Here is a 21,272-nt window from a genome sequence, read left to right as displayed (position 1 = left end):
CGTACGACTGCCCCGGCCGGTCGCCCGCGCCGTCGTTCATCCGTCCGGCCGCTGCCCGCTCACCGGCGGTCGCCGATGGGCGGCGACCGTCCCGTCGGGTGCTGCGGACGAGGCGCGCCTGCCGGACGCCGTGTGTCGGCCGACTCCCGCCAGCGCGGCGAGCACGGCGTCGTTCGCCTTGCGGCTGCCGACGGTGAGCCGGAGTCCCTCGCCGGGGTAGTGGCGCGCCTGGACACCGGCGGCGGTGAGTGCCGCGGCGCCCTCGTCGATCGGATCCGGCGCGTCGAGCCAGGCAGAGTTGGCGTGGCCCGGGCGAACGCGCCAGCCGAGGTCGACGAGTTCGTGCCGGAGCCGTTCGCGTTCGGCGACGACGGTGTCCACACGTAGGCGCAGCTCGCCGTCGGCCCGCAGCGAGGCCCGCACCGCCGCCGTCGCCACCGCGTTGATCCCGAAGGGCAGCTGTTGCCGGCGGATCCGCGCCACCAGGTCGGGGGCGCCGAGTCCGTAACCGACCCGCAGGGCGACGAGGCCGTAGGCCTTGGAGAAGGTGCGCAGGACCAGCAGGTTGGGGTGCGCGCCCAGGAGCGCGGGTGTGTCCGGCAGGCCGGGACCGCGGGCGAACTCCACGTACGCCTCGTCGAGGAGCACGGTGACGCGTGGGGGGACCTGACGCAGGAACGCCGACAGATCGTCCGCGGTGACCAGGCTTCCGGTGGGGTTGTGCGGATTGCACAGCACCACGACACGGGTGCGGTGGTCGAGCGCCGCGAGCAGGGCGCCCAGATCCTGTTGTCCGTCCGGCGACAGGGGTACGGGAACGGGATGAGCGCCGACCATGGCGGCCAGCAGGGGATACGCGTCGAAGGTACGCCAGGCGTAGGCCATCGTGTCGCCGTGCTCGACGACCGCCTGGAGCAACTGGAGTGCGACGCCCACCGATCCGCTGCCGACCACGACGCGGTCGGGGGTCACCCGGCACCACGCGGCGATCAGTTCGGTGAGGTCGTCGGGGTAGAACTGCGGGTACCGGTGGGCCTGTGCGACGGCCCGTCGCATCGCCTTGCGGACCGAGGGCAGCGGGGGGTACGGGCTTTCGTTCAGGGCCAGTCGGTGCAGCACCGGGACGTCCATCGGTCATCCCCGCCCGCCGTGCCAGCGGACGGCGGTCGCACCGGCGAAGTCGCCCGCGTGGGCGAAACCTCCCAGCACCACCAGGTCGCCGTCCTCGACCTGCCGTGAGCGGATCGCGCGGTCCAGGGTGATCGGGATCGCCGCTCCGAACAGATTCCCGTACTGATCGAAGGTGTTCAGATGCCGTTCGGGCGGCAGTTGCAGCGCCTCCCGCCAGTTCCGCAGGAACGTGCGGTTGGGCTGGTTGGTGATGAGGACGTCGATGTCGGCGGTCGCCACGCCGAGCCGTCGGCACAGGTCCGTGACCACCTCCGGTACCAGACGGTTCCCGCGTGCCAGGACCTTGGCGACGCTGGCGTCGGTGAACCCGATCCGCAGCTGGGACTCTCCCGGTTCCCAGTACTTGCGGCCGTCGTCGACCGCCACGGTCATGTCCCCGGCGTACTCGCCGATGTGCCGGGTCTCCACGTCAAGGACCGGGGTGTCGGCCGACGTCGTCACATACCCCACACCGCAGCCGTCGCCCGGGATCGCGGCCTGGGCGAGCCTGCGCACCTCGGACTGGGTGAAGCACTGGCCCGCGGCGCTCTGCGCGTTGCAGATCAGCGCCGTCTTCGCGTCGGTGGTCGTGAGGATCTGCCGGGCCAGCTTCAGCATGTACACGAAGGACGCGCAGCCCGCGTTGGCCACGTCGACGAGCCACTCCGGGTTCAGGCCCAACCGGCGTGCCACCTCGGTGCCGGCGCCCACGAACGGCAGGTCCGGCAGCTGGCTGTGCACCAACAGCACGTCGACGCCACGGATCTCGTCCCTGCCGTGCCGCTCGATCAGAGGCTGTACGGCGCGCTCGACCATGTCCGCGTTGGACTCGTCCGCGGCCACGTGGTGCCGCGACGGCGGGACCTTGAACATGGGGTGGTTGCGGAGCTTGTCCTCGGCTCCGGGGTAGTCGGTGTAGAACTCCGCGGGGACCGGCTCGCCGGGAAGGTAGCTCGCGACGTCGGTGAGGCTGACCGTGGTCACCGCGCCACCGCCGTCGGCGGAGCCACGTTGACGGGCAGTCCGTTGCGGTGGCGGTGTTCCAGGATCGCCTTGAGGTTGTTCATCTCCACGGTGTGCCCCGCGTAGAAGAGATCCCAGTAGTCGCCCACCCAGGGCCGGTCCGGGCGGGGAGCCGCGCCGGGGTGCGGGTTGTCGTCGTAGTAGGGGTGCCGGCAGTTGGTCCAGGTGATCACCGACCCCGGCTTGTCGAGCACCAGGCGGGCCGGTACGACGCGCATCAGGTAGATCATCCACAGCTTCTCGCCCTGGTCCCAGGAGCAGTGGTAGTCCACGGTCATGGCCTCGGGGTTGGCGACCACCTCGCAGTAGATCCTGGTGTCGTCCTCGAGCCGGTCGTGGCCGACCCACAGTCCCGGTGGGCCGGCGGGCGCGAAGTCCCGCAGGCTGCAGGTCCACTCCTCCAGGTGGTGGCCCTGGCGCAGGTAGTCGTAGGCCCGCTCCGGTGGGCAGTCGACGTACGCGTGGATGGTGCAGTACTGCCCGTAGACCTGATGGTGGGGGTAGACGGCGTGAGTGAGCTCCATGCAGTGGGCGGTCAGCTCCTCCTTGCCGGGATTCTCGATCCGCATCAGACCGGGGATGTCAGCCAACGTGGACGATTCCTCGTTCAACTGGGCTCTCCTTGTTCTCGGTGGCGTTCTCGGTGGCTTCGGTGAAGGACTGGAAGGGAAGGAACGGGGGGATCTCCCCCGGGTCGCAGTCCAGTGCGACGAACGCCGGGCCGCCGCCCGCATTGCTGCGCAGCAGCGCCTGACGCAGCTGCGCAGCGTCGTCGGCCCCCGTGACCTCCAGGGACGGGAAGGCGGCGGCCACCCCGGCGGCGAGGTCGGTCCGGGCGAACAGGTCGTCGCTGCGGACGCCGCCCTGGAGGAACTCCTCACGCACCGCGCACATGGCGTGGGCGTTGTTGTTGAAGACGACGAAGGTCACGGGTGCGGCGTACTCCACGGCCGTGTGCACTTCCATCCCGTGCATGAAGAAGGACCCGTCGCCGGCGAGTACGTAGGTGCGTCGGCCGGTGGCGAGCGCGGCGCCGATCCCCGCGCCGAAGGTGTAGCCCATGCCGCCCATGCCGACCGCCACCACGAAGCGGCCGTGGCGCGGAGCCGGCAGGAGATGGACCGCGCTGGCCCCCGCGTTGCCGGCGTCCACGAAGACGTGCGCGTCCTGGGGGAGGGCCGCCTCCACCGCGGCGACCGCCTGGGCATAGGGGATGGGTCGCCCACGGGCCTGAGAAACCGGGCTCGGCGTGGGGGTGGGGAGCGGACCGGCGTGCTCCGGGCAGGCACGTGGGCGCGGCGGGAGCCGGCCGGTCACCGCGCGCAGCGCGTCCCGCAGGTTCCCGCCCAGTGCGGTGCCCGCCACGAACGGCGGTTCGGGACCGAGGCACACGACCTCGGTGGCGGCCAGGGCCCGGTCGAGGCCGCCGCGTGCCAGGAGCGGCAGCCGGGTACCGGCCAGCAGGCACACGTCGGCCCGCCGCAGACACTCCTCGACGTTGGCATGGCCCATCACCCCGGCCACACCTGCGAACCGGGGATCACGGTTGTCGAAGACATCCTTGGCGTCGGGGGTGACCGCCACCCACGCCCCGAGACGTCCGGCCAGTTCGGCCAGCTCCGCCCGCGCGTCCGCGGCGGCCACGTCTTCACCGGCGATGACGAGGACGCGGCCGGCCCCGCGCAGGGTGTCCGACACGGCGGTGAGGACCGCGGAGTCGAGCCACGCCGCCTCTGCCGTCGGCTCCGGCTCCGGCATGCCTGGTGTCGGCGTCGCGCCGCGACCGGGCACCTGGATCCGTGCCTGCTGCACGTCCTTGGGCAGCAGCAGCACCGCAGGACCTCGCGGATGGGCCTGTGCCGCCGCCATCGCCCGGGGCAGTAACTCCGTGAGCGAGTCGGCGTTCTCGACCCGGGCACAGAACCGGGAGACCGGGGTGAAGACCTCCCGGGCGTCGAAGGAGCCCGCCCTGCCGCTGGAGTCCTGGAACGCCCCGTGGCCTTCCTGGCCGGTCGGCGGCTGCCCGACCAGGGCCAGCACGGGTACCCGGGAGGCGTACGCCTCCGCCAGGCCCGGTACGAGATTCATCGCGCCACCGCCCGAGGTGGCGGCGACCACACCGAGGCGCCCGGTGGTTCGGGCGTATCCGTCGGCCATCGTGACGGCGGAGAACTCGTGTTTGGCGACGACGCCGTGGACGGCGCGGCCGCGGTGAACGGCGTCGTACAGGTCCTCGATGTTCGCGCCGCCGACGCCGAACATGTGGGTGACGCCCGCCCTGGCGAGTTCCCCGGCCAGGTGGTCGACCAGGCGTACCGTTCCTGCCTCGGGTAAGTCCGAGGGTATGCCCGAGCGTATGTCCGAGGTGGGGGTGGTCATGCGGGGCTCCTGTCCGTCTCGTGGTGCCGGTCGATGAGGCCGGATGGCGAGATGACCTGAAAGCGGTGCCGGTACTCCTTCGGGGTGAGTCCCAGGGTGCGTCCGAAGGAGCGGAAGAAGGTCTCGGGGGCGGCGAATCCGCAGCGGCCCGCTATCTGGCCGATCGTCAGATCGGTGGTTTCCAGCAGCTCGCGTGCGCGGGCGATCCGCGTCCGCTCGACGTACTGGCCCGGGGTCGTGCCCACCTCGCGTCTGAAGACCCGGGCGAAGTTGCGCAGGCTCATGTTGGCCCGCCTCGCGATCTCGGCCACGGGTAAGGGGTTGTGCAGGTTGTCCAGGATCCACTCCTGTGCGGTCCGGATCGGCGGATGGTCGGCCAACTGGGCGTCGAGGATGGCGCTGAACTGGGACTGTCCTCCGTGCCGCTTGAGGAACAGCACCAGAAACCGCGCCGTCTCCAGCGCGAGCGCCGCTCCGTGATCGGCCTCGACCAGGGCCAGCGCCATGTCGATCCCGGTCGACACGCCCGCTGACGTCACGAAGGGGCCGTCCCAGACGAAGATCGGCTCGGCGTCCACCGTCACGTCCGGGTAGCGGCAGGCCATCGCCTCGCTGTATGCCCAGTGCGTGGTGGCGCGTCTGCCGTCGAGCAGACCCGCCTCGGCCAGCAGAAAGGATCCGCCGCATACGGAGGCGACTCGGTGCGACCGGGCCGCTGCCCGGCCGATCCAGGAGACCAGCGCCCGGTCCCGGAGCGCGTTGTCGAGACTCCATCCGCCCGGCACGAGGAGCGTGTCGATCGGGCCCTGCCCCGCGTCCAGCGGAGAGGCCTCCACCCTCACTCCCGAACTCGTGCGCACCAGTGGTGCGTCGGGGGACACCAAGTCGATCCGGTAGGGGGCACCCGCGGGAGGAAGGAGCCGGTTGGCGGTATCGAACACTTCAATCGGTCCGGTGATGTCCAGGGCCAGCGCGCCCGCATACACCACCACAACAACACGTCGCTCTAGCACGGTCACAGCCTGTATCGGGAGTCGCACTGGCTGCAATGACAGATTAGTGACGTATCCGGCCAACGCGCGGTCCGTCGAATGTGCAGAGTGGCGCTGACCAGGCGGTTCGTATGCGCGAACCGACAGCGACGGGTGAGGCAGCTCACAGGAGTCGCGGTCGGGGGCGGCCGCCCTGGGGGCCGAAGCCCCCAGGAGTGGCGTGCCCCCGAAGACGCGGTCATTCGGCGGCGGCGAGCAGCCGTGCCTCGCTCTCCTCGTACAGCCGCTGGTTCTCGCGGCTCTCGGCGGCGCGGCGCCGGCGGTCGAGACGGCTGCCCAGCCAGCCCGCCAGGTAGCCGAACGGTATGGAGACCAGGCCGGTCGACTGCATCGGGAACAGAGCGAAGTCGGCCTTCGGGAACACGGCGGACGGCGTACCCGAAACGGCCTGGGAGAAGACCATCAGCACCAGCGCGCAGGCCGCGCCGCCGTAGAGGCTCCCGAGCAGGCCGGTGCGCGTGAAGCCTCGCCAGAACAGGGAGTACGTCAGCGCGGGGGCCACCGCCGACGCCCCGATGCAGATCGCCAGCGTGGTCAGTACGCCGACGTCCCAGTGCTGGACCAGGGTGGAGAGCGTGATGGCGACGGTTCCCACAGCCACGCTCGTCCACGCCGCGACCGTCATCTCCGTGCGCGGCGCCGCCTGTCCCCGCCGCGCCGCATGGGCGAACAGGTCGTGGGCGAGTGACGAGGCCGCGGCCAGGGTCATCCCCGCGACCGAGGACAGCAGGGTGATGAACACCGTGCCCGCCATGGCCGCGTAGAGGATCGTCGCCCCCGCGGAGTCGGCATCGCCGCCGAGCACCTGGGACAGCATGAGCACGGACGTCCTGCCGTGCGGGTCGGCCGCGGTGATGTACCGCGATCCCACGAGCGCCGCCGCGCCCGTGCCCATGACGATCACGAGCAGGCAGAACGTGGTGACCGTGCCGACCGCCCACGACATGGAGCGGCGCACGGCGGGCACGTCCCGCGCGGAGAACAGGCGCATCGTGATGTGCGGCAGGCAGGCCACGCCGAGTACCACGGTGATCTGGAGACTGACGAAGTCCAGCCGGCTGCCGGCCGAGGTGCCCAGTTGCAGGCCCTGCTGGAGGAAGGCCGGGCCCGCGCCGCTGCCGCGCTGGGCGGCCCGGAGCAGGTCGCCGGGGTTCCAGTCGAAGCGGTTCAGGACCAGGGCGGCGAGGGCGACGCTGGTGCCCAGCAGAAGCACGATCTTGATCATCTGGATGAGTGCGGTGCCGCGCATGCCGCCGATCGCCGCGTAAATGATCATCAAGCTGCCGACGAGGACGATGCACACCGTTCTGGCGCCCGACAGGTGCGGGATGCCCAGGATGAAGGTGAGCAGCGACCCGGCCCCGGAGAGCTGGACGACCAGGAAGGGGAGGGTCGCCGCGAGCGTCACCACGCAGGAGGCGATACGGACGGCCCGCCCGGGCATGTTGCGGGCCAGGACGTCTCCCATGGTGAACCTGCCGGCGTTGCGCAGGGGTTCGGCCAGCAGGAACATCAGCAGCACCAGCGACATGGCGGTGCTGACCGCCAGCACGTCGCCGTCGTATCCGGCGAGCGCGATGATGCCGGTGGTGCTCAGCACCGTGGCCGCGGAAATGTAGTCGCCCGCGATCGCCAGGCCGTTCTTGAGCGGGGTGAGCGAGAGGTAGCCGGTGTAGAAGTTCGTCAGGTCGTCGCGGTCCGGTCCCGCCATCACGCACATCAGCAGCGTGAGGGTGACCAGGGCGGTGAACAGGATCAGGACGGTCGCCTGCGTCCCGGAGCTGAAGTCGTTCATCTCGCCACCTCGGCGTCCCGGCCCGGCCGGACCGCCCGCTCCCTGACCACCCGCGCCAGCGGGTCCACGGAACGTTGTGCGCTGCGTCCGTACCAGAGGACCGCCGCGAAGGTGACGATGAGCTGGAGGACCCCCAGGGCCATGCCCAGGCTCAGCTCCCCGGCGATCTTGGACCCCATCAGGTCCGGCGCGTAGCAGGAGAGCACCACGTACACCACGAAGGAGCCGAGCGCGGTGAGAGTGGACACCCGGCGGAGCACGCGGTAGGCCGAGCGGAGGGCGGCGAGGTCGGCATGGTGCCGATGGGGCTCGTGCGTGGACGGCCGGTGCCGAGGGGCTTGCCCGTACGGGTCGTACGGAGAGGCGTCGTATCCGTACGAGTCGCGGCGAGGGGTGTCGTATCCGTACGAGTCGTGCCGAGGGGCGTCATATCCGTACGGCTCGTGCCGAGGGGCGTTCTCATGGGGCGCGGTCCGCGGCTGCGGCCATCCCGGTGGTGCTGCTGGCGGGTACCGGTTGTCGTCGGCGTGTGTCATCGCGTGGCCTTCCAGTGCGGCTCGGATCCGTGGAGGTGAGCGGGGAAGAAATGGGCACGGCGGCGCACGGTACCGACTGGTCAGTATGGCTGGTAAGCCCGCCGTGCGTTACGTTTCCGGCTCGATGCGGTATCCGGCCGGCGGTGATCGCCTGACGGTCGAAGGCCGACGGGCCGCGGACCGGGCCGGTGGCCCTGTGGGGCCGTCGGTGAACTCCGCGAGAGGGAAAGGGAGGTTGAGGACTTCCGGGCAGTCATGCCGGATCTTCGGCGTCGATTCCCGTGCCCGTCCGGGCCGTCCTCGCGGTGACTCTCAGGGGTCGAGGGCGGAGTCACCCATGGCATGTGGTGTACATCACAGGCCTCTTCGTACCTACTGGTCGGTATGGTCGCGGGGGACCGCGCGAACAACAGGAGGCACGATGTCTGCGACCAATCGTCAGATCCGTCTGGCAGCCCGCCCCGTGGGTGAGGTGAAGCCCGACGACTGGGAGCATTGTTCCGGGCCCGTCGAGGAACCGGGTCCGGGCCGGTTCGCGGGCCGGACGCGTGTCATCTCCCTGGATCCGGCCATGCGGGGCTGGCTGGACGACCGCCCCTCCTACCTGCCGCCCGTGGGCATCGGCGAGGTGATGCGCGCCGGGTCGGTCATCGAGGTCACCGCGTCCAACCACCCCGACTTCCAGCCCGGTGATCACGTGGTCGGCACGTTCGGCGTCCAGGAGCACGTGGTCTCCGACGGCAAGGGCGCCATGAAGATCGACACCTCCCTCGCCCCGCCCTCGACGTATCTGGGGGCGCTGGGCATGCCCGGCATGACCGCCTACTTCGGCCTGCTGGAGGTCGGGGCGCTGAAGGACGGCGAGACCGTCGTGGTGTCGGGGGCGGCCGGCGCGGTCGGCAGCATGGTGGGTCAGATCGCGAAGGCCAAGGGCTGCCGGGTCGTGGGCATCGCCGGAGGGCCGGAGAAGTGCGCCCTGCTCACCGACGAGCTGGGATTCGACGCGGCGATCGACTACCGCACCGAGGATGTCAGGAAAGCACTGCGCGGGCATGCCCCCGACGGCATCGACGTCTACTTCGACAACGTCGGAGGGGACATCCTCGACGCCGCCCTGACCCGGCTGGCGATGCACGCGCGCGTCGTGGTCTGCGGCGCGATCAGTCAGTACAACAACGCCACACCGGTCAAGGGCCCCTCGAACTACCTCTCGCTGCTGGTGCGCCGCGCCCGCATGGAGGGCCTCGTCGTCTTCGACTACGCCAAGCGCTACCCGCAGGCCACGCAGGAGATCTCCGGCTGGATCGGCGCCGGCCACATCAAGGTCAAGGAGCATGTGGTGAGGGGGACCGTGGACGACTTCCCCGAGACCTTGCAGATGCTCTTCCGCAGCGAGAACGTCGGCAAGCTCGTGCTGGAGCTGGCATGACCGTCAAGGGCGGGACCGCCGTCGCGCGGAGAGAACAGACGGACGGCGCCACGCTCCAGGGCAAGGTGGCGATCGTCACCGGCGGTGCCGGCGGACTGGGCCGGGCCACGGCGCTGGCGCTCGGGAAGGCGGGGGCCCGGGTGGTCGTCGCGGACCTCGACCCGCAGGGCGGCAAGGAGGTGGCCGACCTGGTCGGCGGCCACTTCCGCGCCTGTGACGTCTCCGACCTCGACGCCAACCGCGCGCTGGTGGACTTCGCCCAGGAGCAGTACGGCGGCGTCGACATCGCGTTCCTCAACGCGGGCGTGACGACCGGATGCGGCGTCGGCGAGGACTTCGACCTGGCCCGCTACCGCCGGGCGATGGGCGCCAACCTCGACGGTGTGGTCTTCGGCACCCACGCGGTGCTGCCGGCGCTGCGAGCCCGCGGCGGAGGGTCGATCGTGGCGACCGCGTCCCTGGCCGGTCTGGCGGCGGTACCGCTCGATCCCCTGTACGCGGCCAACAAGCATGCGGTAGTGGGCCTCGCACGCTCCCTGGGGCAGGCTCTCGCGCCGGAGAACGTGCGCTTCAACGCGGTCTGCCCGGGGTACGCCGAGTCACGGATCATCGACGACCTGCGTGACATGCTCGCCGAGCAGGGACTGCCGGTCATCCCGGCTCAGGCCGTGGCGGACACGGTGCTGCGGATCGTCACCGGCGACGGCACGGGGGAGTGCTGGTTCGTCCAGGCCGACCGCGAACCGGAGCCGTTCCGCTTCCGCAACGTCCCCGGCCCGGGCAAGCCCGCCGGTACCTGAGCGCCCGCGGACGCCGCCATCAGGCCGGCGGGCATGCGTGTTTGAGCCGGGCGCACGTTCACCAAGTGCGGTCGGACCGGTGCCGCGCTACGCGAGGGGTAGCCCCGATGTGCGGCCGCGCGTTGTTTCGGCGGCTTGCCGGACACCTGTCCGGTAAGCCGCCGACCCCTTCCGAATCCGTCAGCCGCACGTACCGCTCGGCCGGGTCCGGGTCACCACATTGCTGATGCCGGTCGTCGCGTCGAGCCACACCACTTGGGTGCCGGATGCCGCGGCGGCCGACAGCTGCTCACCCCGGTTGCAGGAGACCCGGCTCTTGCGTACGCCATCGCCCTTGCCCTCCGCTGAGAACTGCCAGAGCTTGGCCAGCGACTCGTTGCGGAACGCGGGGTCCGGCGTCCGGGCGTCCACTGTCACCGCCCCCTCGGAGGCCGTCAGATCGAAGACGTTCAGGGACTCCGGGCCGGTCTCCGGGCTGAGGTCCGTGATGCCCGAGCCGTCGAGCCCGGCACGGCGCAGGGCCGTCGTGCCGTTCTGATCGATCTCGTCGAGCAGCCAGTAGACGTGATCGCCGGTGACGGCCGTCGGGCCGAGGCTCGCCCCCGGGGCGGCCCGCTGGATCACCTTGTCCTCACCGGTCGCCACATCGACCACCCGGGTGGTGGTCTCGTACACGGCGCTCACCCGCTGCCGGTCCTGGTAGACGACCTTGCCGTGGCTCAGCGACGGGAAGGTCGCCCGGTGGTACGTGCCCCCACCGATCGTGACCACGTTCGCCGGGTCCTTCAGACTCAGGTAGGCCACGCCGGCTCTTCCGCCGTGGTTGTTGTACGCGAAGGCCACCACGTCACCGTCGACGTCCAGCGCGCCGCCCACACTCCGGCCGTGCCACAACGTCTTCACCGGGCCGCCCGCGAGGGGCCGGGCGAGGATGTCCACGCCGGAGGTCCCGTGCGCCTGCCACACCACGGTCTTGCCGTCCGTGGCCGGATTCACGTGGTAGCGGCCGTCGTTGGGGCTCATCAGTTTCAGCTGGCCCGTGCCGTCCGTGCGCCCGGCCCACACCGAGTACGCCTCGGAGCCCTCCTCGTTGGACGTGGCGGCCGTCCACCAGTCGCCGCCCGCGCCCAGTTGGGAGTCGTAGGTGTTGACGCGCTCGATCAGCAGGTCGGAGTCGACGCCCAGCGCCAGCTCCCAGTTGGGCACGATGCCATGGGCGTTGAAGGCCCGCTGGACGGCCGTGAGGTCCTTGCCGCCGGTCCCCAGAGCCCTGGCGGCGGCGATCACCGCGTCCCGCCCCTGGGTGAAGCCGTCGAGCGGGGTGAGGTACTCCGTGAGCGCCTTGTACACGATCTTGTCGGCGAGAGTGGGGCCGACGTCCTCGCGGATGTCCCACAACGCACCGGAGAAGATCGTGGAGTTGAGGTGGACACCGCCGTTGTCGGTGCCGAACCCCACACCGAGGAAGGACTTGGCGGTGGTCCGCCCGTCGTTCAGGTCGCGGACCGCGCACTCGCGCGGCGTCCTGGTCCGGCAGAGCGCCTCACCCAGCAGCCCCGAGTCCGGGTCGGCCATGGCTATGCCGTGCACATCCGTCTCGATGGCGTTGCCGAAGTAGTCCGCGATCGCCTCGTTCATGGCGCCGGACTGGCCCGCGTAGACGAGGTCGGCGGAGTGGTCGACGACGCCGTGGGTCATTTCGTGCCCTACGACGTCCAGTCCGGCGGCGAGCGGACGGTATTCGGCGTCGCCGTTGCCGTACACCATCTTCTGGCCGTCCCAGAAGGCGTTGACATACGGCTGCCCGTAATCGGTCGTCCCGACGAGGGAGTTGATCGACATGCCCCGCCCGTCGAGGCTGTCCCGGCCGTGCTTGTTCTTGTAGTAGTCGTACACCTGCCCGGCGGCCCAGTGCGCGTCCACCGCCCCCGCCTCGGTCGCCTCGGCGCCGAAGGCCGGGGTCGGCGAGGCGAACTCCTGAAGGTCGGCGGGCCAGTTGCCGACCACGTCGGAGGCCCACTTGCCGCGCGCGTCCCAGGTGGCGAGGACGTCCGCGGTGTCGTTGTGGATGCGGGAGTGGTCGCGCAGGACGTAGGCGGCGCGCGTGTCGTCGTGGGTGACCTGTAGTTCGACGGGTTTGCCGTCCAGCTTGACGCCGGAGCCCGTCTCGCCGGGGGCGGGTTCGGTGGGTTCCTGCGCGGGGTGGCTCGCCGCGCTCCCCTCGGCGGTCGTCCCGGGCGCGTCGAACGTCCGGATACCGCTGTACTGGAGCACCGGATATCCGGCCTGCGCGTCGACGTACACCTCGCGCAGCACCGGCTCACCGCGCGCCGGGTCCGCGCCCCGCACGGTGACGTGCCGGGCGAGTACGCCCGTGCCGGTGGGCAGCACGACCAGGCCGTGGGAGGTGCCGGTGAGCGGCGTCGCGTCCTTCTTGCCCTCGTCGTCCTCCCCGTACGCGGTGAACTTCTCCGCGCCGAGCCGGGCCAGCACCGCGTCGACCGCCCGCTCGACGGCGAGCGCGTCGTCGACCTCGGCCGTGGTGCCGGTCCGCAGACCGGTGAAGTACTTGCCCGAGGTGCCGGTGACGACCCGTCCGCCGTCCTGCTTCTCCATGCGTACGACGTACTGGCCGCCCAGGACCGGGATGCCGTGGTACCTCTGCCGCAGTCGCACGGTCTCCTGGCCGTCGGCCGTGACGGTCCCCAGGGGCTCCAGGTCGCGGCCCGGGTCCGCGATCCGGTAGCGGTCCTGCTTCGCGGCGAGGTACGCGCGCGCCGCGCCCGCGGCGTTCCGCGCCGCCGGAGCCTGCTCCCGGAGGCCCTCCACCAGTGCGGGCGTCGCCGTCTTCTGCCCCGGGATCAGCTCTCCCGGGCTCGGCGGCGGCACCGGTCCCCCCGCCTTCGCGTCGGCGGGGACCGCCGAGACGACGAGTGCGGCGACGCCGATAAGCGCCGCCGCACCGGAAATGCCGCTTCTTCGTGCTCTGGATAATCCCGTCGGTCTCTTCGAGTCTGCTCTGGACTGCCCCACCGTCTCCCCATCCCCTGCGGAATCCGTACCGGCGGCGGAACACCGCCGGGCAGGGCCCATGGAACGGGCGATACGCCGACTCATCAATGGGGCGGGGGTTTCCACAGACGACTTCCGGCCCCGCGACGAGGCGCCGGAAGCGCCTGCCGGCCGCACGGCCCGCGCCTGATCGACTCGGCTCGACGCGGCAGCGCTGTCCGACGCACCGTTCTCGCGCGCATTCCGAGTGGACCGACAGCCTAGGCTTCCACCCGACACCGACACCGACCCCAGGAGCGCGCACCGTGGTTGACCCCGCACCGGAGCACCCGTACCCCGACGGCCACCGACCGGACGAGGCGCCCGCACCACACGCACTGCTCGAGCCCGTGCTCGGCCTCCTGGGTTCTTGGTACGGCCGGGGCGAGGGCGGGTACCCGACGCTCACCGGGGACTTCGGGTACGCGCAGGAGCTGACCTTCAGTCACGACGGCCGCCCCTTCCTGCGCTACGAGGCCCGGGCCTGGCTGCTCGACGCCGATGACGCACCGCTGCGTCCGTCGGCCCGGGAGTGCGGCTGGTGGCGGCTTCAGCCCGACGGCCGGGTGGAGGCGCTGATCACCCAGCCGACCGGCATCGCGGAGATCATGGTCGGGCGTGCGACCGGCAACACGATCGACCTCTCGACCCATGAGGTCGCCCTCGCTCCCACGGCCAAGAAGGTCAACGCCACCCGCCGCCGCTACACCCTGACCGACGACGACACGCTCACGTTCCACCACGACCTCGAGGCGGTCGGCCAGCCGATGCAGCACCATCTCTCGGCACGGCTGCGACGTAGAGGCTAGGCCGCTTCCCTCCGAACATCCGATCGCTTTACCAGTCGGCCGAGTTCGGCTCCTGGAACGGTGTCCACAACCGGCTGTTTCACCCATTGCTGCTTGTCCATGTCCAGCTCGAACCACCGAAGCCGCTGCGTCCCGATGACGCGAAAGGCATTCTTTCCGTCGCCGATTCGCAGGGTCCCTTTGCGGTCTCCGCTGGTCCAGTCGAGGTTCAGGTGAAACCTGCAATCACAATTCTCGGTACGAGCGTGGACCAGGAATACCTCCGGCTCTGTGGATGAAATCCGATAGGGGAAACGCGCAGCAGGAGTTCCGTCATCGCCGGCGCGCGATGCCGGAGCGACTTCGGGGTCATCGAGATTGATGTCGAAATTTCGAGATGTCAGCCCGCCGCAGCTGAGGCCGAGGTCGTACACGGACCCTTTGGGCCTGCTTTTCGATTCCACGTCCACTCGGAGGCCGTGGAGGACGACACTGCTGGCGGAGCGCCCTTGCAGGGTGAGCCGGATGGTTGTCAGATTGGCGGCGGTTCCTCCCTGGCGGGTTGCCCAAACCTGCCAGTCCTCGTTGGGCGAGGGAGCCGACATCTTCGCGTCAGAGTCGAAGACATAGGACTTGCACCCGGCATCTTCCGGCGAGTCCACTTGTGTCGTCCATGCGAAGGGCGGCCTGTCGCCTTCCACGATCGCCGAAGTCCCGCTCTTGATCGCGTCGTAGATCAGCGGGCTCGCGGTCGCGACGAAGAGCGCCGAAAGGACGGCGGTACCGGCTTTCCAGTGTCGGCGCCACCAACGTCGTGCCGGTCCGTGCGCATGGCTTCGCGGGTCCCTCCGTGGTGGCCGACGGCTGGACATGCGCTTCTCCTGTCGCTGGGCAGCGTCTCGGCCTTTATTGCCCACTGAGGTGAATCGGTTAGCGCTGTTCCACTCCATTGGACGCATCCCGCTCCCCGCAGCCGGCTCGGTTGCGGGGAGCACCAGCTCGTGAGGTCCGCGCGCCGGGGAGGGCGCGAGCGGTTCAGGAGAGCCAGTCGGCGTAGTGGGTGGGGGCGAGGTGGGCGTCCTTGTCGGTGAGGACGTCACCCTTGACGGCGCCGAACATGCCGGCGGTGGGGTCGGTGACGACGGTGCGGCCGTCGGACTTGTGGGACAGGGTGATCCGGCCCAGCTCGTCCAGGGAGAAGATCTCGGGGCCGGCGACGTTGCGAATGCCCCCCAGCGGGGCGCCCGCGGCGACTTCGGCCACCGCGTCGGCCACGTCCTTGGCGGCGATCGGCTGGATCGGCGTGGCGGGCAGCCGGACGGTGTCGCCGTCCGCGGTCCAGGACAGGACCGCGTCGATGAACTCCATGAACTGCGTCGCGCGGACGATCGAGTAGGGGATCGGTCCGGCCGCGAGGATTTTCTCCTGGAGCGCCTTGGCCCGGTAGTAGTCCAGCTCCGGCACCTGGTCCACGCCGACGATCGAGAGGATGACGAAGTGACGGACGCCGGCTTTCCGGCCCGCGGCCAGGAGGTTGTCCATCGAGGTCTGGAAGAAGGCCGGGGAGGCTTCGTCGAAGGTCGGGGAGTTCGTCAGGTTGACGATGACGTCGGCCCCCGCCACCGCCTGGTCCAGTCCCTGACCGCTGATGACGTCGATTCCGGTGGACTGCGAGTGCGGTACCGCCTCGTGCCCGGCGGCGTTCAGATTCTTGACGACCTGCGACCCGATCAGCCCGGTACCGCCGATGACCGCGAACTTCATGACATGCCTTTCGACGAGAGGTATGTCCGGAATATTGCACATGATCCCATGCGGGCGTCGCATGTGCGAAACTCGGACACGTTCTGTCCGGGACTATACGTGGACATGTGTTGTCCGAGTCAATGCATCTGGTTAGAGTGACCGAGTGAAGATGTCCGGCGGAGTCGAGTGGGCCCTGCATTGCTGCGTCGTGCTCACATCGGTTGAGGAGCCTGTCCCCGCGACCCGGCTGGCGGAGCTGCACGACGTCTCGGCAAGCTATCTGGCCAAGCAGTTGCAGGCGCTCTCTCGCGCCGGGCTCGTGCGTTCGGTGCAGGGCAAGGCGGGCGGTTACGTGCTCACCCGGGAACCCGCCTCTATCACGGTGCTCGATGTGGTCGAAGCGGTCGACGGTCCCGACCAGGCCTTCACCTGCACGGAGATCCGTCAGAGGGGTCCACTGGCCACACCGGCCGAGTCGTGCGCCGTACCCTGTGCGATCGCCCGCGCGATGACCGGGGCGGACGCGGCCTGGCGAGCGGCGTTGCGAGCCGTCTCGATCGCCGATCTGGTCCAGAACGTCCGCTCGGACAGCGGCCCCGGCGCGATGGCCGGCATCAGCGCGTGGCTGTCCGCGCCGGACGCCTGAGGACCCCGGACCGCGCGACTGCCTGCCGCGCCCCGTGTCCCGGGCGCCGTCATCCCGTCGAACCCCGGCCTCGTCCGGATCCGGCCCTCGCTCCAGCTGTCCGTTGGGTCCGCGGGGCGGAATTGCGCACGTGCAGGGGTCACGGAGGCTGTGGATCTACGGGCGGCGCCGGCCCCACAGGTCCTGGCTGCCATTCCTGGTGGCCAGGACCTGCTCTTGGAGCCGGGGGAGAGGCGTTCATGCTCCAGGTCGGGGCCTGTCTGCCGAGCACGAAGCCGCTACGGGCGGTCGCCGCGCGCCCGTGCTGTCACTCGTACCAGTAGCCGTCCTCGATGGACTGGCGCCCGGTCAGCCACCAGACCTCCATGCTGCCGGGGATCCGCGACACGGAGGCGATGCCGTCGCCGGACGAGGCGCCGGCGGGGGCCAGCTGGTAGCGGGCCCAGGGGTGGCCGTCGTACCAGTAGGCGCCCTGGACCGAGTTGTCGGTGCCCGTCCACCACAGCTCCATGTGGCCCGGGACGCGGGAGACCACGGTGAGGTCGGAGCCCCGGTAGCCGCTGCCGTTCGGGGCGATCTGGTAGCGGGCCCACTGGCTGCCCTCGTACCAGTACGCCCCCTCGACGGACTCGTTGCGGCTCACCCACCAGACCTCCATGTGGCCCGGGATGCGGGAGACCGCGGTGATGCCGCCGACGGCGGACGCGGAGCCGGCCGGGGCGATCTGGTAGCGGGCCCAGGGGTGGCCGTCGTACCAGTAGGCGCCTTCCACCGATTCGTTGGGGCCCACCCACCACAGTTCCATGCTGCCCTGGATCCGGGACGCCGCCGTGATGCCTCCGTTCAGCGCGGCGCTGTCGTTCGGGGCGATCTGGTACCGCGCCCACGAGCTGCCCTCGTACCAATAGGCGCCTTCCACCGAGGCGTTGGGGCCGATCCACCACAGCTCCATGTGGCCGGGGATGCGGGAGACCGCCGTGATCCCATGGCGCCGGGCGCTGCCGTTCGGGGCGATCTGGTAACGGGCCCAGGGGTGGCCGTCGTACCAATAGGCGCCTTCCACCGAGCCGTTGGGGCCCACCCACCAGATTTCCATGTGGCCGGGGATGCGGGACACCGCGGTGATCCGGCTCGCTCCCCCCGCGCTGCCGTTCGGGGCGATCTGATAGCGGGCCCAGGGGTGGCCGTCGTACCAATAGGCGCCTTCCACCGAGCCGTTGGGGCCCACCCACCAGACTTCCATGTGACCGGGGATGCGGGACACCGCGGCAACTCCGGTGTCCGGATCGGCAGTTCCCCCGGGTGAGAGTTCGAATAAGGTCCAACCACTCATACTGTCTCTCCTTTCGCTTTCCGGTAAAAAGTAGCGTTCGCCCAGTAACCCGTCATAGGAGTGAAATCAGGCGTCCGTGTCGCGTTGTACCACTGGCGCCTGACGCTGCACCGTCAACCCTTCCTCCGCTCTGGTTGCCGCCCGTGCGTCGCCGCCGTGGGCGCGGGCGACGGCCAGGGCGCCGGACAGTGGGGAGACCGAGGCGGAAGCCCCGGGGTTACGGCAGCGACGAGAACGTGGTGATCCGAAACTGCGTGAGAGGGAAGCAGTGTGCCGCCGCGAGCCAGGGCGTCGGCGCCGGCGAGGAGATCGCCGGCAGCGAGATCGTCGGCAGGAAGTGGGGGGTCGTCATCGAGACGCTCGATCCGCTGTTGGCCGTACTGGTCATCGCCGCGAGCGTGCCGGGACCTCGCGGCCGGCACGATCCTCGTGGTGACGCGTGCCCCGGGGCCGGACATGCCTGAGGGGCCAGCACACCGTGCTGGCCCCTCAGGTTTCAGTAGCGGGGACAGGATTTGAACCTGCGACCTCTGGGTTATGAGCCCAGCGAGCTACCGAGCTGCTCCACCCCGCGTCGACTTGCTCTACCTTACGTCAACTTTTCCGGCCCCGAGACCATGATCGCCCGCCGGTGACGGGAGAGCGCACCGCGCGGGACCGATTCCCTCGGTGGGCTGGTCTTCCCCGCCTCGGCGCTGTCCACATCGGCGTGGGTGTCCACGGTGTTCATGGGAGCGTGCGGCGCTGTTCGCACTACCCCTGGGGGGTCATGCTCAAGGAGCGGATGAGCTGGGCCAGTTCCTCGCGGAAGAGTTTGTCCGGGTTGAGGGTCTGGGTCTGCAGGTGGCCGTAGATCTCCAGTGAGATCAGGCCGTGCAGGTGGCTCCAGATGCGCAGCGCGAGGGCCACCGCCGCCGGAGGCAGTTCCGGGAAGGCCGGGCGGACCTTGTCCAGGAGGCCGGTGTCGAAGTCGGACCAGGAGAAGTCGCTGTCCGCGTAGCGGTGTTCGGCGTGCGGCCAGGCTGCGGCCGCCAGTGCGGTGATGCCCTTGCAGACGCGGTGGGCGGCGTCCGGGGCGGCGCCCCCCGCGGGGGGCCGGTAGCCGGGTACGGGGTCGCCGTAAATGAGCCGGAAGCCCTCGGGGCCGGCCAGGGCCCAGCCTCTGAAGGCGCACGCCCATGCCTGGATCCGGGCGGCCGGATCCTGGGCGGGTGCGGTCTCCCAGGCGGTGTCCACGGTGTCGACCAACGAGGTGTACACATCGTTGATCAGCGTGGTGACCAGGTCGTCGCGGGTGGCGAAGTAGCCGTAGATGGCGTTGGCCGTCATGCCCATCTCGCGGGCGATGGCCCGCAGCGTGATCGCGTCGGGCCCGCCTGTGGCCATCAGTTCGAGCGCGACCCTCTTGATCTCGGCGGTCGTTTCGGCTCGCAGTCGCTCGCGGCGCCCATTGGTCTTTCCCACAGTCGCTGACTCTACAGCGTCACGATGGTGAGTGCCGTACATTTACTTCACGCCGTATACTTCACGGCGTATAGTTTTCGCGTGCCGTGAAGGGCAGGCGGCATGTGTATCTACAGGGGAGAGCCATGCACCTCGGAGTCATCGGAGCCACCGGCACCATCGGCAGTCGTGTCGTCACCGAAGCCCTCGCCCGGGGGCACCACGTCACGGCCTTCACGCGCGACTCGACGCAGATCGACGAGGACCGCGGGAACGTCGTCTGGAAGAGCCTCGACGTGCTCGACGCCGCGAGCGTCGCCGCCGGCATATCCGGCCTCGACGTGTTGATCAGTGGATTCCAGCCCGGCAACGCGGCCAAGGACATCGCCGACACCGTGGCCCGCTCCATCGCCGATCCCACGGTGTACGCCACTGCCGCGCGATCCCTGCTGAAGGCGCTGGAGAGTCACCCCCGGACCCGTCTGATCGTCATCGGTGGTGCCGGCAGCCTGGAGATCGAGCCTGGAGTCGTACGTGCGGACTCCGACGAGCTCCTGCACTCGAGTCTCGACGCGCTTGGCCTGCCGAGGCAGTACGCGGCTGCGGTGCGCGGCCATCGGGACGCGCTGAACGTGCTGCGCACGTCCAACCGGCTGTGGACCTACTTCAGCCCCGCGGAGGACATCGCTCCCGGCGAGCGCACGGGCCGGTTCCGGACCGGCGGCGATCAGCCGGTTCTCGACGCGGAGGGGCGTAGCCGCATCTCGGTGGAGGACGCGGCCGTCGCACTCGTCGACGAGGCCGAACTGCCCCGCTTCGTCCAACGCCGCTTCACGATCGGCTATTGAACGGACACCGGCGGACCCACGCCGCAACCGCGACCGGCACCGCGCGAGTGCGGGGGGACCGGCGTCGGGTCGCGCAGGGACGCCTCGATGCCGCCGCTGGTGTGGCGCGGCGGGGCGGCACGTGCCACGTCAGCCGGTGGTGAGCACCATGCGGAAGCGGGCGGCGCCGGACATCATCTTCCGGTACGCCTCATCGGCCTGGTCCAGCGGCACGGTCTCGGTCATCGGCCGGATCCCGTGCAGGGCGCTGAACGCCATGGTGTCCTGCACGTCCTGCGCGGTGCCGGACGGATGACCGCGGATGATCTTGCCGCCCATGAGCAGCTGGTTCGGGCTGATGCCCAGCGGCTCGGCGTCCACACCGATGGCCACCAGCTCGCCGCGGGGCGCGAGCCCATCCACGGTCGCCGTGATGGCGTCCGAGTTGGCGGCGGTGGCCAGCACGGCCTTGGCGCCGCCGAGGGACTGCAGCGCATCCGCGACGGTGGTGTCCGCCGTGCTGTCGATGTAGTGGTGTGCGCCGAGCTGCTTGGCGAAGTCGGCCTTGTCGGATCCGCGGGCGATGGCCACGGTCTCGAAGCCCATGGCGGCCGCGTACTTCACCCCCAGGTGGCCGAGGCCACCGATGCCGAGGACGGCGACGAGATCGCCCGGCCGCGCGGAGCTGCGTCGCAGCCCGTTGTACGTGGTCACTCCCGCGCAGCCCAGGGGTGCCGCGTCGGTCGCCGCCAGCGCGTCGGGGATCCGGGCCAGGGCGTCGGCCGGTGCGATCACCGCCTCGGCGTAGCCTCCGTCGTACGCCCATCCGGGGACCTTCAGGTTCTGGCACACGACGAAGTCGCCCTGTCTGCAGGGCGGGCAGTGGCCGCAGCTGCCGCCGAACCAGCCCACCGCCACCCGGTCGCCCACCTGCCAGCTGATGTCCGTTCCCTCGCCGAGCTCGTCGATGTGCCCGGCGATCTCATGCCCGGGGACCAGCGGAAACCGGACGCCCGGCAACAGGGCGTCGACGAAGACGGAGTCGCTGTGGCAGATCCCGCAGGCGTCCACGGCGATCCGGACATGGCCGGGGCCGGGCCGCGGCACCTCACGCTGGACGATCTCGAACGGACCGCTCGCGGCGGCCACCTGCGCTGCTCGATAAGTACTCATGGGGATCTCTCCGGGAACGGGAACGACTGCTCAATGACGGCCCCAGTACCAGCACACCAGTTCCCGTCCCAGCCCGCGCGC

19 protein-coding genes and 1 tRNA gene are annotated in these 21,272 nt (G+C 70.3%); 6 read left to right on the top strand and 14 right to left on the bottom strand.

Annotation, left to right across the window (positions count from 1 at the left end; all coding sequences use genetic code 11):
• Positions 1–36: 36 nt before the first annotated feature.
• The 7 genes from GTY58_RS07310 to GTY58_RS07280 all read right to left on the bottom strand — a co-directional run bounded on the left by GTY58_RS07310 (position 37) and on the right by GTY58_RS07280 (position 7,955).
• Positions 37–1,131: an aminotransferase class I/II-fold pyridoxal phosphate-dependent enzyme gene (locus tag GTY58_RS07310; RefSeq protein WP_010982813.1), complete on the bottom strand. Its 1,095-nt coding sequence runs from the start codon at positions 1,129–1,131 to the stop codon at positions 37–39.
• Positions 1,132–1,134: 3 nt separating this feature from the next.
• Positions 1,135–2,154 (bottom strand): ketoacyl-ACP synthase III family protein, encoded by a 1,020-nt coding sequence (locus GTY58_RS40525; RefSeq protein ID WP_010982812.1) that lies wholly within the window; start codon positions 2,152–2,154, stop codon positions 1,135–1,137.
• On the bottom strand, positions 2,151–2,804 hold the full coding sequence (locus GTY58_RS07300) for an SRPBCC family protein (protein WP_010982811.1): 654 nt from the start codon (positions 2,802–2,804) through the stop codon (positions 2,151–2,153). The genes GTY58_RS40525 and GTY58_RS07300 overlap by 4 nt, the downstream gene beginning before the upstream one ends.
• Positions 2,776–4,572 (bottom strand): thiamine pyrophosphate-binding protein, encoded by a 1,797-nt coding sequence (locus tag GTY58_RS07295; protein WP_010982810.1) that lies wholly within the window; start codon positions 4,570–4,572, stop codon positions 2,776–2,778. Before GTY58_RS07295 ends, GTY58_RS07300 begins: the two co-directional genes overlap by 29 nt.
• On the bottom strand, positions 4,569–5,585 hold the full coding sequence (locus GTY58_RS07290; RefSeq protein ID WP_242432195.1) for a GlxA family transcriptional regulator: 1,017 nt from the start codon (positions 5,583–5,585) through the stop codon (positions 4,569–4,571). The genes GTY58_RS07295 and GTY58_RS07290 overlap by 4 nt, the downstream gene beginning before the upstream one ends.
• 217 nt (positions 5,586–5,802) lie before the next feature.
• Positions 5,803–7,419 carry a cation acetate symporter gene (locus tag GTY58_RS07285; protein WP_010982808.1) on the bottom strand — a complete coding sequence of 539 codons (1,617 nt, stop codon included), beginning with the start codon at positions 7,417–7,419 and terminating at the stop codon, positions 5,803–5,805.
• Positions 7,416–7,955: a DUF485 domain-containing protein gene (locus GTY58_RS07280; RefSeq protein WP_010982807.1), complete on the bottom strand. Its 540-nt coding sequence runs from the start codon at positions 7,953–7,955 to the stop codon at positions 7,416–7,418. Before GTY58_RS07280 ends, GTY58_RS07285 begins: the two co-directional genes overlap by 4 nt.
• 421 nt (positions 7,956–8,376) lie before the next feature.
• Between GTY58_RS07280 and GTY58_RS07275 the strand changes: the two genes are divergently transcribed.
• Positions 8,377–9,384, top strand: coding sequence for an NADP-dependent oxidoreductase (locus GTY58_RS07275; RefSeq protein WP_107083081.1), 1,008 nt, complete (start codon positions 8,377–8,379; stop codon positions 9,382–9,384).
• Positions 9,381–10,184, top strand: a complete 804-nt coding sequence (locus tag GTY58_RS07270) for an SDR family NAD(P)-dependent oxidoreductase (protein ID WP_010982805.1) — start codon at positions 9,381–9,383, stop codon at positions 10,182–10,184. The genes GTY58_RS07275 and GTY58_RS07270 overlap by 4 nt, the downstream gene beginning before the upstream one ends.
• A gap of 180 nt (positions 10,185–10,364) precedes the next feature.
• Here the strand turns inward: GTY58_RS07270 and GTY58_RS07265 are convergent, their stop codons facing one another.
• Positions 10,365–13,073 carry a M4 family metallopeptidase gene (locus GTY58_RS07265; RefSeq protein WP_242432194.1) on the bottom strand — a complete coding sequence of 903 codons (2,709 nt, stop codon included), beginning with the start codon at positions 13,071–13,073 and terminating at the stop codon, positions 10,365–10,367.
• Between the two features lie 428 nt (positions 13,074–13,501).
• On the opposite strand from GTY58_RS07265, the gene GTY58_RS07260 reads away from it, so the two are divergent.
• Positions 13,502–14,044 (top strand): FABP family protein, encoded by a 543-nt coding sequence (locus GTY58_RS07260; RefSeq protein WP_010982803.1) that lies wholly within the window; start codon positions 13,502–13,504, stop codon positions 14,042–14,044.
• Here the strand turns inward: GTY58_RS07260 and GTY58_RS07255 are convergent.
• On the bottom strand, positions 14,041–14,895 hold the full coding sequence (locus GTY58_RS07255; protein WP_137865275.1) for a hypothetical protein: 855 nt from the start codon (positions 14,893–14,895) through the stop codon (positions 14,041–14,043). The two genes, GTY58_RS07260 and GTY58_RS07255, sit on opposite strands and share 4 nt — an antisense overlap.
• Before the next feature lie 163 nt (positions 14,896–15,058).
• Positions 15,059–15,787 carry an NAD(P)H-binding protein gene (locus GTY58_RS07250; protein WP_010982801.1) on the bottom strand — a complete coding sequence of 243 codons (729 nt, stop codon included), beginning with the start codon at positions 15,785–15,787 and terminating at the stop codon, positions 15,059–15,061.
• A 151-nt stretch (positions 15,788–15,938) separates the two neighbouring features.
• Between GTY58_RS07250 and GTY58_RS07245 the strand changes: the two genes are divergently transcribed.
• On the top strand, positions 15,939–16,415 hold the full coding sequence (locus GTY58_RS07245) for an Rrf2 family transcriptional regulator (RefSeq protein ID WP_037646246.1): 477 nt from the start codon (positions 15,939–15,941) through the stop codon (positions 16,413–16,415).
• Positions 16,416–16,722: 307 nt separating this feature from the next.
• Here GTY58_RS07245 and GTY58_RS07240 read toward each other — a convergent pair whose 3' ends face one another.
• On the bottom strand, positions 16,723–17,748 hold the full coding sequence (locus tag GTY58_RS07240) for a hypothetical protein (protein WP_010982799.1): 1,026 nt from the start codon (positions 17,746–17,748) through the stop codon (positions 16,723–16,725).
• A 254-nt stretch (positions 17,749–18,002) separates the two neighbouring features.
• On the opposite strand from GTY58_RS07240, the gene GTY58_RS07235 reads away from it, so the two are divergent.
• Positions 18,003–18,212 (top strand): hypothetical protein, encoded by a 210-nt coding sequence (locus tag GTY58_RS07235; protein WP_137865276.1) that lies wholly within the window; start codon positions 18,003–18,005, stop codon positions 18,210–18,212.
• 36 nt (positions 18,213–18,248) lie between these two features.
• On the opposite strand, the gene GTY58_RS07230 is transcribed toward GTY58_RS07235, so the two are convergent.
• Positions 18,249–18,322 (bottom strand) — tRNA-Met (locus GTY58_RS07230).
• Between the two features lie 179 nt (positions 18,323–18,501).
• Entirely contained in the window at positions 18,502–19,212 is a 711-nt protein-coding gene (locus tag GTY58_RS07225; RefSeq protein WP_037646048.1) for a TetR/AcrR family transcriptional regulator, read from the bottom strand.
• 125 nt (positions 19,213–19,337) lie between these two features.
• On the opposite strand from GTY58_RS07225, the gene GTY58_RS07220 reads away from it, so the two are divergent.
• Positions 19,338–20,039 carry an SDR family oxidoreductase gene (locus GTY58_RS07220; protein WP_010982796.1) on the top strand — a complete coding sequence of 234 codons (702 nt, stop codon included), beginning with the start codon at positions 19,338–19,340 and terminating at the stop codon, positions 20,037–20,039.
• A 129-nt stretch (positions 20,040–20,168) separates the two neighbouring features.
• Here GTY58_RS07220 and GTY58_RS07215 read toward each other — a convergent pair whose 3' ends face one another.
• Entirely contained in the window at positions 20,169–21,191 is a 1,023-nt protein-coding gene (locus GTY58_RS07215; protein ID WP_010982795.1) for an alcohol dehydrogenase, read from the bottom strand.
• Positions 21,192–21,272: the final 81 nt, after the last annotated feature.

It is taken from the genome of Streptomyces sp. SID5469 (assembly GCF_009862865.1).
Taxonomy (GTDB): Bacteria; Actinomycetota; Actinomycetes; order Streptomycetales; family Streptomycetaceae; genus Streptomyces; species Streptomyces avermitilis.
The sequence above is the reverse complement of the archived record's forward strand: the minus strand, read 5'-3'. Positions and strand labels throughout refer to the sequence as shown.

What these genes read in the sequence shown, in the direction of transcription:
- GTY58_RS07310 (WP_010982813.1), bottom strand. Translation starts at nt 1,131, where the DNA reads ATGGACGTCCCGGTGCTGCACCGACTGGCCCTGAACGAAAGCCCGTAC.
- GTY58_RS07295 (WP_010982810.1), bottom strand. Translation starts at nt 4,572, where the DNA reads ATGACCACCCCCACCTCGGACATACGCTCGGGCATACCCTCGGACTTA.
- GTY58_RS07285 (WP_010982808.1), bottom strand. Translation starts at nt 7,419, where the DNA reads ATGAACGACTTCAGCTCCGGGACGCAGGCGACCGTCCTGATCCTGTTC.
- GTY58_RS07280 (WP_010982807.1), bottom strand. Translation starts at nt 7,955, where the DNA reads ATGACACACGCCGACGACAACCGGTACCCGCCAGCAGCACCACCGGGA.
- GTY58_RS07275 (WP_107083081.1), top strand. Translation starts at nt 8,377, where the DNA reads ATGTCTGCGACCAATCGTCAGATCCGTCTGGCAGCCCGCCCCGTGGGT.
- GTY58_RS07270 (WP_010982805.1), top strand. Translation starts at nt 9,381, where the DNA reads ATGACCGTCAAGGGCGGGACCGCCGTCGCGCGGAGAGAACAGACGGAC.
- GTY58_RS07255 (WP_137865275.1), bottom strand. Translation starts at nt 14,895, where the DNA reads ATGTCCAGCCGTCGGCCACCACGGAGGGACCCGCGAAGCCATGCGCAC.
- GTY58_RS07250 (WP_010982801.1), bottom strand. Translation starts at nt 15,787, where the DNA reads ATGAAGTTCGCGGTCATCGGCGGTACCGGGCTGATCGGGTCGCAGGTC.
- GTY58_RS07245 (WP_037646246.1), top strand. Translation starts at nt 15,939, where the DNA reads ATGTCCGGCGGAGTCGAGTGGGCCCTGCATTGCTGCGTCGTGCTCACA.
- GTY58_RS07240 (WP_010982799.1), bottom strand. Translation starts at nt 17,748, where the DNA reads ATGAGTGGTTGGACCTTATTCGAACTCTCACCCGGGGGAACTGCCGAT.
- GTY58_RS07220 (WP_010982796.1), top strand. Translation starts at nt 19,338, where the DNA reads ATGCACCTCGGAGTCATCGGAGCCACCGGCACCATCGGCAGTCGTGTC.
- GTY58_RS07215 (WP_010982795.1), bottom strand. Translation starts at nt 21,191, where the DNA reads ATGAGTACTTATCGAGCAGCGCAGGTGGCCGCCGCGAGCGGTCCGTTC.